The 16,731-nt window shown below is 43.7% G+C and carries 2 protein-coding genes, 4 tRNA genes and 7 rRNA genes; all 13 read right to left on the reverse strand.

Annotated features, from left to right (window positions below):
• Positions 1-200: 200 nt before the first annotated feature.
• Positions 201-1,718 (reverse strand): 16S ribosomal RNA (locus tag ACWJJ2_RS13070).
• An 891-nt stretch (positions 1,719-2,609) separates the two neighbouring features.
• A complete protein-coding gene (ltrA, locus tag ACWJJ2_RS13075; protein ID WP_462952630.1) occupies positions 2,610-4,019 on the reverse strand; it encodes a group II intron reverse transcriptase/maturase in 1,410 nt (469 codons plus the stop codon).
• Positions 4,020-4,468: 449 nt separating this feature from the next.
• Positions 4,469-4,545, reverse strand: a tRNA-Ile gene (locus ACWJJ2_RS13080).
• Between the two features lie 8 nt (positions 4,546-4,553).
• Positions 4,554-4,670: ribosomal RNA gene (gene rrf / locus ACWJJ2_RS13085) — 5S ribosomal RNA — on the reverse strand.
• 85 nt (positions 4,671-4,755) lie between these two features.
• Positions 4,756-7,681: ribosomal RNA gene (locus ACWJJ2_RS13090) — 23S ribosomal RNA — on the reverse strand.
• A 133-nt stretch (positions 7,682-7,814) separates the two neighbouring features.
• Positions 7,815-7,891, reverse strand: a tRNA-Ile gene (locus ACWJJ2_RS13095).
• A gap of 6 nt (positions 7,892-7,897) precedes the next feature.
• Positions 7,898-7,973 (reverse strand) — tRNA-Ala (locus tag ACWJJ2_RS13100).
• A 160-nt stretch (positions 7,974-8,133) separates the two neighbouring features.
• Positions 8,134-9,651, reverse strand: a 16S ribosomal RNA gene (locus tag ACWJJ2_RS13105).
• 523 nt (positions 9,652-10,174) lie between these two features.
• Positions 10,175-10,918 carry a peptidylprolyl isomerase gene (locus tag ACWJJ2_RS13110; RefSeq protein WP_165415055.1) on the reverse strand — a complete coding sequence of 248 codons (744 nt, stop codon included), beginning with the start codon at positions 10,916-10,918 and terminating at the stop codon, positions 10,175-10,177.
• A 130-nt stretch (positions 10,919-11,048) separates the two neighbouring features.
• Positions 11,049-11,124 (reverse strand) — tRNA-Lys (locus ACWJJ2_RS13115).
• Positions 11,125-11,130: 6 nt separating this feature from the next.
• Positions 11,131-11,247 (reverse strand): 5S ribosomal RNA (gene rrf / locus ACWJJ2_RS13120).
• A gap of 85 nt (positions 11,248-11,332) precedes the next feature.
• Positions 11,333-14,258: ribosomal RNA gene (locus tag ACWJJ2_RS13125) — 23S ribosomal RNA — on the reverse strand.
• A gap of 292 nt (positions 14,259-14,550) precedes the next feature.
• Positions 14,551-16,068: ribosomal RNA gene (locus tag ACWJJ2_RS13130) — 16S ribosomal RNA — on the reverse strand.
• Together the 16S, 23S and 5S rRNA genes with 4 tRNA genes alongside form the textbook arrangement of a ribosomal RNA operon.
• Positions 16,069-16,731: the final 663 nt, after the last annotated feature.

The raw sequence follows: 16,731 nt of genomic DNA on the forward strand, positions 1-16,731 counted from the left end.
AAAACAACTTTTTTCACTGTGCAATTTTCAAAGAACATTTTAAGAAAAACTATTCATTATCTAACTCCTAAGAGTTAGATAAAATTAGTCTCTCAAAATTAAACAGAGAACTAGGTACGATTAATTACAATAGATATTTTTGAAGAACAAATTAATATTCTTCTATTGCATCGACCGAAGTCAATACATCTACTCCCTAGAAAGGAGGTGATCCAGCCGCAGGTTCTCCTACGGCTACCTTGTTACGACTTCACCCCAATCATCAATCCCACCTTCGGCCGCTGGCTCCTTACGGTTACCTCACGGACTTCGGGTGTTACCAACTCTCATGGTGTGACGGGCGGTGTGTACAAGGCCCGGGAACGTATTCACCGCGACATGCTGATTCGCGATTACTAGCAACTCCGGCTTCATGTAGGCGAGTTGCAGCCTACAATCCGAACTGGGATGAGTTTTTGAGTTTGGCTCCACCTTGCGGTCTTGCATCTCTTTGTACTCACCATTGTAGCACGTGTGTAGCCCTAGACATAAGGGGCATGATGATTTGACGTCATCCCCACCTTCCTCCCGGTTAACCCGGGCAGTCTCACTAGAGTGCTCAACTTAATGGTAGCAACTAATGATAAGGGTTGCGCTCGTTGCGGGACTTAACCCAACATCTCACGACACGAGCTGACGACAACCATGCACCACCTGTCACCCTGTCCCGAAGGACTTCGCCCATCTCTGGGTTATGCAGGGGATGTCAAGTCTAGGTAAGGTTCTTCGCGTTGCTTCGAATTAAACCACATGCTCCGCTGCTTGTGCGGGCCCCCGTCAATTCCTTTGAGTTTTAATCTTGCGATCGTACTCCCCAGGCGGAATACTTAATGTGTTAACGGCGGCACCGAGGTTCGACCCCCGACACCTAGTATTCATCGTTTACGGCGTGGACTACCAGGGTATCTAATCCTGTTTGCTCCCCACGCTTTCATGCCTCAGCGTCAGTTACAGTCCAGTAAGTCGCCTTCGCCACTGGTGTTCTTCCTAATCTCTACGCATTTCACCGCTACACTAGGAATTCCACTTACCTCTCCTGCACTCTAGACACCCAGTTTCAAATGCAGCACCCAAGTTAAGCTCGGGTATTTCACATCTGACTTAAATGTCCGCCTACGCATCCTTTACGCCCAGTAAATCCGGACAACGCTTGCCACCTACGTATTACCGCGGCTGCTGGCACGTAGTTAGCCGTGGCTTCCTCCTCTGGTACCGTCATTATCGTCCCAGAAGACAGAACTTTACAACCCGAAGGCCTTCATCATTCACGCGGCGTTGCTGCGTCAGGGTTTCCCCCATTGCGCAATATTCCCCACTGCTGCCTCCCGTAGGAGTCTGGACCGTGTCTCAGTTCCAATGTGGCCGATCACCCTCTCAGGTCGGCTACGCATCGTCGCCTTGGTGAGCCGTTACCTCACCAACTAGCTAATGCGCCGCGGGTCCATCTCAAAGTGGAATTTTCCGAAGAAAAATCCTTTGATGTTTCGATCATGCGACCAAAACATATTATGCGGTATTAATCTCCCTTTCGGGAGGCTATTCCCCTCTTTGAGGCAGGTTACCCACGTGTTACTCACCCGTCCGCCGCTAATCCACCCCGAAAGGTTTCATCGCTCGACTTGCATGTGTTAGGCACGCCGCCAGCGTTCGTCCTGAGCCAGGATCAAACTCTCAATTTAAAAGTTTACACTTTTTTAGTTGAAATGATTAATCTGCGACAACTGTTAAGTTGTTACGCAAGCTCATTACATACTTTTAGTCTTACGACTAAATTTTACTTTATACTAAAGTAATTAACTGGTTTAGCGAAATATTATTTCGCTATCTTTACCTATTTCTCTGTTTAATTTTCAAAGACCAATTTACTTTGTCATCATGTGACGACTTCTACTATATTACTAGGTATTTCTTATTTTGTCAACATTTCTTTTAAACATTTTAGAATATTAAATGTTAACTTATCAATCTTTATAGTTACTCGTTCGTGACTACAAGGAGTATTCTATCATAATAATAAAATTCTATACTTAACCTACCATTTATATAATAGAATTATTATTAATTTGCTATATATTACTCTAATAATCTAATAATTAACTATGCTGACACACGTGAATAGGTGTCTGCGTGATTTTTGCTTTAGTAACGTTTGTTAAAAAAATATTTTACTATATATTTCATAATTAGCTAACCATATAAATTAATATATGTATGATTGTATTATTTTTTGAAATATACCATCCTTCAATAAAAAAAGGATTTACATAAATATTATATGTAAATCTTTTTTCAATATAAATAAATATAAATTTCAAATATTAAACTTAGCTTTATAACTTCACTTTCATAAATATATTGCATTTAATATTAACAGTTATGTCAAATGAATTCACATTATCCACAAGTGTTCGCCTATTTATGTTAATAAAACCATATCATTTTTAATATTATGTAACTATATATTAGCTCCATTATTTTTAGTGAATCGAGTAGGAGCTAAATAATTAATTTATTTAGCGACCTCTCACACCACCGTGCATACCGTTCGGTACACGGCGGTTCAATAGAAATTAATGTTTTAATAAATATGTCTCAGATATAGAAACTAATCCTATATTTTTAAGGTATTTATTGGTCAATGTTTTGTTTAATATAGGGCTATTGGATGTTCTCCAATAGCCTTTCCTTGTATTTGCATATTGCAAAGCTTTATTGTTTGGTATTCCTAATTTAACAAGGTTCCCATATTTTGTTTTAATCTTTTTCCATTGTTTCCAAAAACACATTCTAATTCTTCGCCTTAACCATTCATCAAGTGTTTTAAGAATACTTTTAATGTCTGCAATAGCAAAATAATTTATCCATCCAACTATCACTTGCTTAAGTTTCATAAACCTATATTTCATGCTCATCGCATTACTTCTTGAAGTTAATTCTTTTAGCTTTGCTTTGAATTTGATTATAGGTTTTTGAGGAACTCTCATTCTGTATTCACCTTTTGCTCGGTAAAATGAAAATCCTAAAAATTTAAGTTTCCAAGGTCTATCTACTGTACTCTTTTCTTTATTCACTCTAAGCTTTAACTTTTCCTCAATAAATCTCGTAATACTCTTCATTACTCTATTTGCTGATTTCTCACTTTTGACGTATATATTCGCATCATCAGCATATCTACAAAAGTTTAGTCCTCGTTTTGTTAGTTCTACATCGAGTTCATGTAACATTACGTTACTTAATAATGGGGACAAAGGCCCGCCTTGAGGTGCTCCTTCTTCTGTATTCATAAATACCCCATTTATCATCACTCCACTTTGTAGATACTTTCGTATCAGAGAAATTACTCTACTATCTTTAATATCTTCCGATAGTATCCTTATTAATTTATCATGATTTATCGTATCAAAGTATTTAGAAAGGTCTATATTCACCGTCCATGTATGTCCAGCATTAATATATCCCCTACATTTTTCAACAGCTTGTTTTCCACTTCTTAAAGGTCTAAAACCGTAACTATTATCAGAAAATTTCTTTTCATATATTGGTATTAGAGTTTGTGATATCGCTTGTTGAATAACTCTATCTAATACAGTAGGTATTCCAAGTAGCCTAATTCCACCGTCAGGTTTTGGTATTTCTACCCTTCTTACGGCTAGAGGTCTATATCTACTTTCTAATAATGATTGCCTTAATTCTTGTCCATGCTCTTTTAGATAATGTAGAAGTTCATCTACTGTCAAACCATCAATCCCATGACTTCCTTTATTGGCTTTTACTCTTTTATATGCTTTATTCATATTATCTCTCGATAATATCTGCTCGAGTAAACCATTATCATATTCATTCACATCGTTTCTTCCTTCTTCTGACATAGAGGAAATACTATGCACTTCTACATTACCTTCGAGTTCCACTCTATTCTCTCGTAGAGAGCCTTCTTTATGAAGTTGTCTGCTTTTATCATATTTTCTCGTATCCTTCAAAATTCCAAACCTCCTATTGTTCAGTCCTTCCCACGCTAACGCGTTTTGCATGGTACTATGACGTCTGCTGACTTCTGATAGTTCAGCCATACATCACTGTATGGGTTGTTATTTCTAAATTCATATCCACAACTTACCTATCAGATCTCCCCGGGTAAGAACGCAATCTTTCACTCCATCTATCTGCTACATTTACACCACTTGTTTCGAATAGTTTTGGGCTTCGTTTTGTATTGCAAACTTACCCACAAGCATATGCCTTATATGTAGTTTCTGTTCGTCAGACCGGAGTTTGGCCGCCAACTTCCTTCAGATTCCATCTCACGATGGACACCCTTGTCTTAAGCTATGCACTTGGCACTATTAACCCGTGCTAGGGACTTTCACCCATTAGATTGCGCCCATGCCGGGCGCACAATAAAAATAACAGTCCTAATAGGACTGTTATTTGGTGGACCTTCAGGGACTCGAACCCCGGACCGACCGGTTATGAGCCGGTAGCTCTAACCAGCTGAGCTAAAGATCCATGTATTGACCTGGCGACAACCTACTCTTCCACAAGGTCACCCCTGCAGTACCATCGGCGCATTGAAGCTTAACCTTCGTGTTCGGTATGGGAACGGGTGTTACCTTCATGCCATAATCACCAGATTGAGAATATAAATATTCTCTGAAAATTGCACAGTGAATTAGTCTTCTTCCTTACGTCCGAAGCTTCGCGTTATTTCTAATTATTTAGGTCAAGCCCTCGACTTATTAGTATTAGTCAGCTGAACATGTTACCATGCTTACACCTCTAACCTATCAACCTGGTGGTCTTCCAGGAGTCTTACTAACACCGCACTTACGTGCGAGTTATGGGAAATCTCATCTCAGGGTGGGCTTCACGCTTAGATGCTTTCAGCGTTTATCCCTTCCAAACATAGCTACCCAGCGATGCCACTGGCGTGACAACTGGTGCACCAGAGGTTTGTCCATCCCGGTCCTCTCGTACTAAGGACAGCTCCCTTCAAATTTCCTACGCCCGCGACGGATAGGGACCGAACTGTCTCACGACGTTCTGAACCCAGCTCGCGTGCCGCTTTAATGGGCGAACAGCCCAACCCTTGGGACCTACTTCAGCCCCAGGATGCGACGAGCCGACATCGAGGTGCCAAACCTCCCCGTCGATGTGGACTCTTGGGGGAGATCAGCCTGTTATCCCCGAGGTAGCTTTTATCCGTTGAGCGATGGCCCTCCCACGAGGTACCACCGGATCACTAAGCCCGACTTTCGTCCCTGCTCCACTTGTAAGTGTCGCAGTCAGGCTCCCTTCTGCCTTTGCACTCTTCGCGCGATTTCCAACCGCGCTGAGGGAACCTTTGGGCGCCTCCGTTACTTTTTTGGAGGCGACCGCCCCAGTCAAACTGCCCACCTAACAATGTCCTGTGACCAGATTCATGGCCTCCAGTTAGAACCTCAGTACTGTCAGGGTGGTATCCCAAGGATGACTCCACACAGGCTGACGCCCATGTTTCTCAGTCTCCCACCTATCCTGTACAGACAATACCGAAATTCAATGCTAAGCTACAGTAAAGCTCTACGGGGTCTTTCCGTCCAATCGCGGGTAGCAAGCATCTTCACTTGCACTACAATTTCGCCGGATGTGTTGTTGAGACAGTGCCCAAATCATTACGCCATTCGTGCGGGTCGGAACTTACCCGACAAGGAATTTCGCTACCTTAGGACCGTTATAGTTACGGCCGCCGTTTACTGGGGCTTAAGTTCATACCTTCGCTTGCGCTAAGTAATCCCCTTAACCTTCCAGCACCGGGCAGGCGTCAGCCCCTATACATCAGCTTTCGCTTTAGCAGAGACCTGTGTTTTTGCTAAACAGTTGCTTGGGCCTATTCTCTGCGACCTACTTACGTAGGCACCCCTTCTCCCGAAGTTACGGGGTCAATTTGCCGAGTTCCTTAACAACAATTCTTCCGATGGTCTTAGGATTCTCTCCTCACCTACCTGTGTCGGTTTGCGGTACGGGCACCAATATCCTCGATAGAGACTTTTCTTGGCAGCGTGGAATCAGATACTTCAGGAATAAATTCCCTTCCCCATCACATCTCAGCGTTAAGAGCAAACGGATTTGCCTGCTTGCTCCGCCTAAATGCTTAGACACACATCCAATAGTGTGCACATCTTATCCTCCTGCGTCATCCCATTTCTAATAACGTCCATTGGTGGTATCGGAATATCAACCGATTGTCCATCACCTACGCCTTTCGGCCTCGGCTTAGGTCCCGACTAACCCTGAGAGGACGAGCCTTCCTCAGGAAACCTTAGGTTTTCGACCGTTAAGATTCTCACTTAACTCTCGCTACTCATGCCAACATTCTCACTTCTGTACCGTCCACCACTCCTTACGGTATGACTTCAGCCAGTACAGAAAGCTCCTCTACCGCGTACACAATTGTGTACACCCATAGCTTCGGTGGTAAGTTTTAGCCCCGGACATCTTCGGCGCAGGATCTCTTGACTAGTGAGCTATTACGCACTCTTTAAATGAGTGGCTGCTTCTGAGCCAACATCCTAGTTGTCTTAGAAATCCCACATCCTTTTCCACTTAACTTACACTTTGGGACCTTAGCTGATGGTCTGGGCTGTTTCCCTTTTGACTACGGATCTTATCATTCGCAGTCTGACTGCCGAAATAAAAGTATATGGCATTCGGAGTTTGATAGGGTTCAGTAACTGTTGTCAGCCCCTAGCCCATTCAGTGCTCTACCTCCATTACTCAATTAATCGACGCTAGCCCTAAAGCTATTTCGAGGAGAACCAGCTATCTCCGAGTTCGATTGGAATTTCTCCGCTATCCACAGCTCATCCCATGGTTTTTCAACACCAACGTGGTTCGGACCTCCACGGAATTTTACTTCCGCTTCATCCTGGCCATGGATAGGTCACCCGGTTTCGGGTCTACGACATGCAACTATGCGCCCTATTCAGACTTGGTTTCCCTTCGGCTCCGTACCTTAAGTACTTAACCTTGCTACATATCGTAACTCGTTGGCTCGTTCTACAAAAAGCACGCCGTCACACATATAAAGTGCTTCGACCGGTTGTAGGCACACGGTTTCAGGTTCTATTTCACTCCCCTTCCGGGGTTCTTTTCACCTTTCCCTCACGGTACTTCTTCACTATCGGTCACTAGGTAGTATTTAGCCTTGGGAGGTGGTCCTCCCAGCTTCCCACAAGGTTTCACGTGTCTCGTGGTACTCTGGATTAGATCTGACTGTTTTTCCTTTTCATTTACAGGCCTATTACCTTCTGCGGAGCAGCTTTCCAGCTATCTTCAATTAAGGAATTGCAGTATTTATGATCTATCCTCAACCCCCAGATCAAAGACCTGGGTTTGGGCTCTTTCCCTTTCGCTCGCCGCTACTTAGGAAATCGATGTTTCTTTCTCTTCCTCCGGGTACTTAGATGTTTCAGTTCCCCGGGTCTACCTCTGCATACCTATTTATTCAGTATGCAGTACATAGTTGTTACTATGTGGGTTCCCCCATTCGGAAATCTTTGGATCACAGGCTATTTGCGCCTACCCAAAGCTTATCGCAGCTTAACGCGTCCTTCTTCGGCTCCTAGTGCCAAGGCATTCGCCATGCGCCCTTTGTAGCTTGACCTTGATTCTGTCTATTTACATAGACGGTTATATTAATTTTGCGAAATTGTATTAAATCAATTTATAAACTACTTGCGTAGTTTTAATTTTTTTAAAACAACTTTTTTCACTGTGCAATTTTCAAAGAACATAAATGGTGGGCCTAAATGGACTCGAACCATCGACCTCACGCTTATCAGGCGTGCGCTCTAACCAGCTGAGCTATAGGCCCATTTAATGGTGGAGGTAAAGAGAATCGAACTCTTGACCCCCTGCGTGCAAGGCAGGTGCTCTCCCAGCTGAGCTATACCCCCATTAGAAAAACTATTTATTAGTAACTCCTAAGAGTTAACTAAAATTAGTCTCTCAAAATTAAACAGAGAATTAGGTGCGATTAATTACAATAGATATTTTTGAAGAACAAATTAATATTCTTCTATTGCATCGACCGAAGTCAATACATCTACTCCCTAGAAAGGAGGTGATCCAGCCGCAGGTTCTCCTACGGCTACCTTGTTACGACTTCACCCCAATCATCAATCCCACCTTCGGCCGCTGGCTCCTTACGGTTACCTCACGGACTTCGGGTGTTACCAACTCTCATGGTGTGACGGGCGGTGTGTACAAGGCCCGGGAACGTATTCACCGCGACATGCTGATTCGCGATTACTAGCAACTCCGGCTTCATGTAGGCGAGTTGCAGCCTACAATCCGAACTGGGATGAGTTTTTGAGTTTGGCTCCACCTTGCGGTCTTGCATCTCTTTGTACTCACCATTGTAGCACGTGTGTAGCCCTAGACATAAGGGGCATGATGATTTGACGTCATCCCCACCTTCCTCCCGGTTAACCCGGGCAGTCTCACTAGAGTGCTCAACTTAATGGTAGCAACTAATGATAAGGGTTGCGCTCGTTGCGGGACTTAACCCAACATCTCACGACACGAGCTGACGACAACCATGCACCACCTGTCACCCTGTCCCGAAGGACTTCGCCCATCTCTGGGTTATGCAGGGGATGTCAAGTCTAGGTAAGGTTCTTCGCGTTGCTTCGAATTAAACCACATGCTCCGCTGCTTGTGCGGGCCCCCGTCAATTCCTTTGAGTTTTAATCTTGCGATCGTACTCCCCAGGCGGAATACTTAATGTGTTAACGGCGGCACCGAGGTTCGACCCCCGACACCTAGTATTCATCGTTTACGGCGTGGACTACCAGGGTATCTAATCCTGTTTGCTCCCCACGCTTTCATGCCTCAGCGTCAGTTACAGTCCAGTAAGTCGCCTTCGCCACTGGTGTTCTTCCTAATCTCTACGCATTTCACCGCTACACTAGGAATTCCACTTACCTCTCCTGCACTCTAGACACCCAGTTTCAAATGCAGCACCCAAGTTAAGCTCGGGTATTTCACATCTGACTTAAATGTCCGCCTACGCATCCTTTACGCCCAGTAAATCCGGACAACGCTTGCCACCTACGTATTACCGCGGCTGCTGGCACGTAGTTAGCCGTGGCTTCCTCCTCTGGTACCGTCATTATCGTCCCAGAAGACAGAACTTTACAACCCGAAGGCCTTCATCATTCACGCGGCGTTGCTGCGTCAGGGTTTCCCCCATTGCGCAATATTCCCCACTGCTGCCTCCCGTAGGAGTCTGGACCGTGTCTCAGTTCCAATGTGGCCGATCACCCTCTCAGGTCGGCTACGCATCGTCGCCTTGGTGAGCCGTTACCTCACCAACTAGCTAATGCGCCGCGGGTCCATCTCAAAGTGGAATTTTCCGAAGAAAAATCCTTTGATGTTTCGATCATGCGACCAAAACATATTATGCGGTATTAATCTCCCTTTCGGGAGGCTATTCCCCTCTTTGAGGCAGGTTACCCACGTGTTACTCACCCGTCCGCCGCTAATCCACCCCGAAAGGTTTCATCGCTCGACTTGCATGTGTTAGGCACGCCGCCAGCGTTCGTCCTGAGCCAGGATCAAACTCTCAATTTAAAAGTTTACACTTTTTTAGTTGAAATGATTAATCTGCGACAACTGTTAAGTTGTTACGCAAGCTCATTACATACTTTTAGTCTTACGACTAAATTTTACTTTATACTAAAGTAATTAACTGGTTTAGCGAAATATTATTTCGCTATCTTTACCTATTTCTCTGTTTAATTTTCAAAGACCAATTTGTTTTGTCATCATGTGACGACTTCTACTATATTACTAGGTATTTCTTGTTTTGTCAACACTTTTATATGATATTTAAAATTTTTATATTTTTAATTTTAAAAATCTCTTTCTTTCCATTTGAAGTAACAATAGTAACTAGTAAGTAAAAACATCTAATAATATATGGTTTGTATTTATTCTTTATGATTATTACTCTCTCTATGGTTATTCCTATATTAATCTCATAATACAACTCCTGTAATATTAACGACTTCAGAAGGAGATTTATACTCCCGCTTATATCAGTGAGAGTATAAGTCTCCTTCTGAAATGCCGTTAAAACTATGGATATAACCTTTTATTTTATTTCTACATCATATTTGTTTTTTAATTCCGTTATGGCGCTTGTATATTTTTCATTTTGTTTTTGGTGTGAAATATTCTCCAAAATCATAGGCCTAGATTCTTCCAAGGATTTCACATCTTCTAGACTTTTCTCATCTAATTGTATTAAATGATATCCAAATTGAGTCTTAACAGGTTCACTTATTTCACCAACCTGTAGTTCAAAAGCTACTTTTTCAAATTCAGGAACCATTCTACCTCTAGTAAAACTACCTAAACTACCACCTTGCGCTGATGATGGACATTTAGAATATTTTTTAGCGGCTTCCTCAAAAGACATTCCATTAGTTATTTCCACTTTAATTTCTTGCATTTGCTCTAGGGTATCTACTAATATATGTTTAGCTGATGCAGTCTCGCCACTTTTAAACATTTGACTGTTATCTTTATAGTACTTTTGGATCTCTTCCTCTGTTATATCTAAATCAGCCATTATATTTTTGACGCCTGCTTGTATTAAAACATCTTTTTCTATCAACTTCATTTGTTCTATATAGTCTGCATCTTTCTCCATATCATTATCAAGAGCATAATTATATATTAATTCAAAATTTATCATTTGATCTAAAAATTGTTTTTTACCTTCTTCTGTTTTGTAGTGCTCTTGCGTTTCCTGTGGAAATCTTAATAATGATCTTTTTATATCTTTTTCAGTTATTTTACTTCCATTTACTATAGCTAAAACTTTATTCTCCATAATTACTCTCCTTTAAAATTATTATAATTATATATCTTCATTATCATGATACCATAAAAATAATGAAAAAACACAATCAATAAAATGTTATTTAAAAATAAAAAAAGCACTTCATAAAGAAGTACTTTTTTGGTGGCTTACCGGGGAATCGAACCCCGGACACCATGATTAAAAGTCATGTGCTCTACCAACTGAGCTAGTAAACCATGTTTACCTGGCGACAACCTACTCTTCCACAAGGTCACCCCTGCAGTACCATCGGCGCATTGAAGCTTAACCTTCGTGTTCGGTATGGGAACGGGTGTTACCTTCATGCCATAATCACCAGATTGAGAATATAAATATTCTCTGAAAATTGCACAGTGAATTAGTCTTCTTCCTTACGTCCGAAGCTTCGCGTTATTTCTAATTATTTAGGTCAAGCCCTCGACTTATTAGTATTAGTCAGCTGAACATGTTACCATGCTTACACCTCTAACCTATCAACCTGGTGGTCTTCCAGGAGTCTTACTAACATCGCACTTACGTGCGAGTTATGGGAAATCTCATCTCAGGGTGGGCTTCACGCTTAGATGCTTTCAGCGTTTATCCCTTCCAAACATAGCTACCCAGCGATGCCACTGGCGTGACAACTGGTGCACCAGAGGTTTGTCCATCCCGGTCCTCTCGTACTAAGGACAGCTCCCTTCAAATTTCCTACGCCCGCGACGGATAGGGACCGAACTGTCTCACGACGTTCTGAACCCAGCTCGCGTGCCGCTTTAATGGGCGAACAGCCCAACCCTTGGGACCTACTTCAGCCCCAGGATGCGACGAGCCGACATCGAGGTGCCAAACCTCCCCGTCGATGTGGACTCTTGGGGGAGATCAGCCTGTTATCCCCGAGGTAGCTTTTATCCGTTGAGCGATGGCCCTCCCACGAGGTACCACCGGATCACTAAGCCCGACTTTCGTCCCTGCTCCACTTGTAAGTGTCGCAGTCAGGCTCCCTTCTGCCTTTGCACTCTTCGCGCGATTTCCAACCGCGCTGAGGGAACCTTTGGGCGCCTCCGTTACTTTTTTGGAGGCGACCGCCCCAGTCAAACTGCCCACCTAACAATGTCCTGTGACCAGATTCATGGCCTCCAGTTAGAACCTCAGTACTGTCAGGGTGGTATCCCAAGGATGACTCCACACAGGCTGACGCCCATGTTTCTCAGTCTCCCACCTATCCTGTACAGACAATACCGAAATTCAATGCTAAGCTACAGTAAAGCTCTACGGGGTCTTTCCGTCCAATCGCGGGTAGCAAGCATCTTCACTTGCACTACAATTTCGCCGGATGTGTTGTTGAGACAGTGCCCAAATCATTACGCCATTCGTGCGGGTCGGAACTTACCCGACAAGGAATTTCGCTACCTTAGGACCGTTATAGTTACGGCCGCCGTTTACTGGGGCTTAAGTTCATACCTTCGCTTGCGCTAAGTAATCCCCTTAACCTTCCAGCACCGGGCAGGCGTCAGCCCCTATACATCAGCTTTCGCTTTAGCAGAGACCTGTGTTTTTGCTAAACAGTTGCTTGGGCCTATTCTCTGCGACCTACTTACGTAGGCACCCCTTCTCCCGAAGTTACGGGGTCAATTTGCCGAGTTCCTTAACAACAATTCTTCCGATGGTCTTAGGATTCTCTCCTCACCTACCTGTGTCGGTTTGCGGTACGGGCACCAATATCCTCGATAGAGACTTTTCTTGGCAGCGTGGAATCAGATACTTCGGGAATAAATTCCCTTCCCCATCACATCTCAGCGTTAAGAGCAAACGGATTTGCCTGCTTGCTCCGCCTAAATGCTTAGACACACATCCAATAGTGTGCACATCTTATCCTCCTGCGTCATCCCATTTCTAATAACGTCCATTGGTGGTATCGGAATATCAACCGATTGTCCATCACCTACGCCTTTCGGCCTCGGCTTAGGTCCCGACTAACCCTGAGAGGACGAGCCTTCCTCAGGAAACCTTAGGTTTTCGACCGTTAAGATTCTCACTTAACTCTCGCTACTCATGCCAACATTCTCACTTCTGTACCGTCCACCACTCCTTACGGTATGACTTCAGCCAGTACAGAAAGCTCCTCTACCGCGTACACAATTGTGTACACCCATAGCTTCGGTGGTAAGTTTTAGCCCCGGACATCTTCGGCGCAGGATCTCTTGACTAGTGAGCTATTACGCACTCTTTAAATGAGTGGCTGCTTCTGAGCCAACATCCTAGTTGTCTTAGAAATCCCACATCCTTTTCCACTTAACTTACACTTTGGGACCTTAGCTGATGGTCTGGGCTGTTTCCCTTTTGACTACGGATCTTATCATTCGCAGTCTGACTGCCGAAATAAAAGTATATGGCATTCGGAGTTTGATAGGGTTCAGTAACTGTTGTCAGCCCCTAGCCCATTCAGTGCTCTACCTCCATTACTCAATTAATCGACGCTAGCCCTAAAGCTATTTCGAGGAGAACCAGCTATCTCCGAGTTCGATTGGAATTTCTCCGCTATCCACAGCTCATCCCATGGTTTTTCAACACCAACGTGGTTCGGACCTCCACGGAATTTTACTTCCGCTTCATCCTGGCCATGGATAGGTCACCCGGTTTCGGGTCTACGACATGCAACTATGCGCCCTATTCAGACTTGGTTTCCCTTCGGCTCCGTACCTTAAGTACTTAACCTTGCTACATATCGTAACTCGTTGGCTCGTTCTACAAAAAGCACGCCGTCACACATATAAAGTGCTTCGACCGGTTGTAGGCACACGGTTTCAGGTTCTATTTCACTCCCCTTCCGGGGTTCTTTTCACCTTTCCCTCACGGTACTTCTTCACTATCGGTCACTAGGTAGTATTTAGCCTTGGGAGGTGGTCCTCCCAGCTTCCCACAAGGTTTCACGTGTCTCGTGGTACTCTGGATTAGATCTGACTGTTTTTCCTTTTCATTTACAGGCCTATTACCTTCTGCGGAGCAGCTTTCCAGCTATCTTCAATTAAGGAATTGCAGTATTTATGATCTATCCTCAACCCCCAGATCAAAGACCTGGGTTTGGGCTCTTTCCCTTTCGCTCGCCGCTACTTAGGAAATCGATGTTTCTTTCTCTTCCTCCGGGTACTTAGATGTTTCAGTTCCCCGGGTCTACCTCTGCATACCTATTTATTCAGTATGCAGTACATAGTTGTTACTATGTGGGTTCCCCCATTCGGAAATCTTTGGATCACAGGCTATTTGCGCCTACCCAAAGCTTATCGCAGCTTAACGCGTCCTTCTTCGGCTCCTAGTGCCAAGGCATTCGCCATGCGCCCTTTGTAGCTTGACCTTGATTCTGTCTATTTACATAGACGGTTATATTAATTTTGCGAAATTGTATTAAATTAATTTATAAACTACTTGCGTAGTTTTAATTTTTTTAAAACAACTTTTTTCACTGTGCAATTTTCAAAGAACATTTTAAGAAAAACTATTCATTATCTAACTCCTAAGAGTTAGATAAAATTAGTCTCTCAAAATTAAACAGAGAACTAGGTACGATTAATTACAATAGATATTTTTGAAGAACAAATTAATATTCTTCTATTGCATCGACCGAAGTCAATACATCTACTCCCTAGAAAGGAGGTGATCCAGCCGCAGGTTCTCCTACGGCTACCTTGTTACGACTTCACCCCAATCATCAATCCCACCTTCGGCCGCTGGCTCCTTACGGTTACCTCACGGACTTCGGGTGTTACCAACTCTCATGGTGTGACGGGCGGTGTGTACAAGGCCCGGGAACGTATTCACCGCGACATGCTGATTCGCGATTACTAGCAACTCCGGCTTCATGTAGGCGAGTTGCAGCCTACAATCCGAACTGGGATGAGTTTTTGAGTTTGGCTCCACCTTGCGGTCTTGCATCTCTTTGTACTCACCATTGTAGCACGTGTGTAGCCCTAGACATAAGGGGCATGATGATTTGACGTCATCCCCACCTTCCTCCCGGTTAACCCGGGCAGTCTCACTAGAGTGCTCAACTTAATGGTAGCAACTAATGATAAGGGTTGCGCTCGTTGCGGGACTTAACCCAACATCTCACGACACGAGCTGACGACAACCATGCACCACCTGTCACCCTGTCCCGAAGGACTTCGCCCATCTCTGGGTTATGCAGGGGATGTCAAGTCTAGGTAAGGTTCTTCGCGTTGCTTCGAATTAAACCACATGCTCCGCTGCTTGTGCGGGCCCCCGTCAATTCCTTTGAGTTTTAATCTTGCGATCGTACTCCCCAGGCGGAATACTTAATGTGTTAACGGCGGCACCGAGGTTCGACCCCCGACACCTAGTATTCATCGTTTACGGCGTGGACTACCAGGGTATCTAATCCTGTTTGCTCCCCACGCTTTCATGCCTCAGCGTCAGTTACAGTCCAGTAAGTCGCCTTCGCCACTGGTGTTCTTCCTAATCTCTACGCATTTCACCGCTACACTAGGAATTCCACTTACCTCTCCTGCACTCTAGACACCCAGTTTCAAATGCAGCACCCAAGTTAAGCTCGGGTATTTCACATCTGACTTAAATGTCCGCCTACGCATCCTTTACGCCCAGTAAATCCGGACAACGCTTGCCACCTACGTATTACCGCGGCTGCTGGCACGTAGTTAGCCGTGGCTTCCTCCTCTGGTACCGTCATTATCGTCCCAGAAGACAGAACTTTACAACCCGAAGGCCTTCATCATTCACGCGGCGTTGCTGCGTCAGGGTTTCCCCCATTGCGCAATATTCCCCACTGCTGCCTCCCGTAGGAGTCTGGACCGTGTCTCAGTTCCAATGTGGCCGATCACCCTCTCAGGTCGGCTACGCATCGTCGCCTTGGTGAGCCGTTACCTCACCAACTAGCTAATGCGCCGCGGGTCCATCTCAAAGTGGAATTTTCCGAAGAAAAATCCTTTGATGTTTCGATCATGCGACCAAAACATATTATGCGGTATTAATCTCCCTTTCGGGAGGCTATTCCCCTCTTTGAGGCAGGTTACCCACGTGTTACTCACCCGTCCGCCGCTAATCCACCCCGAAAGGTTTCATCGCTCGACTTGCATGTGTTAGGCACGCCGCCAGCGTTCGTCCTGAGCCAGGATCAAACTCTCAATTTAAAAGTTTACACTTTTTTAGTTGAAATGATTAATCTGCGACAACTGTTAAGTTGTTACGCAAGCTCATTACATACTTTTAGTCTTACGACTAAATTTTACTTTATACTAAAGTAATTAACTGGTTTAGCGAAATATTATTTCGCTATCTTTACCTATTTCTCTGTTTAATTTTCAAAGACCAATTTACTTTGTCATCATGTGACGACTTCTACTATATTACTAGGTATTTCTTGTTTTGTCAACAACTTTTTAAAACTTATTTTCATTTGAAAACATATTAAATAGTTATCAACACTTAGTTTATCGTGCACTCGTTTGTGACGACAAGGAGTATTCTATCATATAAATAAGAGTATAATTTCACAACATAGGTACTCTAGCTAGATTATATTCATATTTCTACATATAAGTCTAAATAATTCAATATTCCGCATCCTGATACACATGGGTAAGTATCATTTATACTAATGTTCTAGATACTCTGTTCAATATTATAAGACCTTTGTACGGCTTACCAAAATTCGTCGCTACTAATAGTCATGTTAATATATTTACATGATTCTTCATAATAACTATTCCACTTATAAAAGTAAATAGCTCCTCAATCAATACTCCAAGTATTCCAACTTTACCAAAACAAGTAAGGCCATTTCGACTTCATTA

The sequence above is a fragment of the Clostridium sp. CM039 genome, assembly GCF_055081075.1.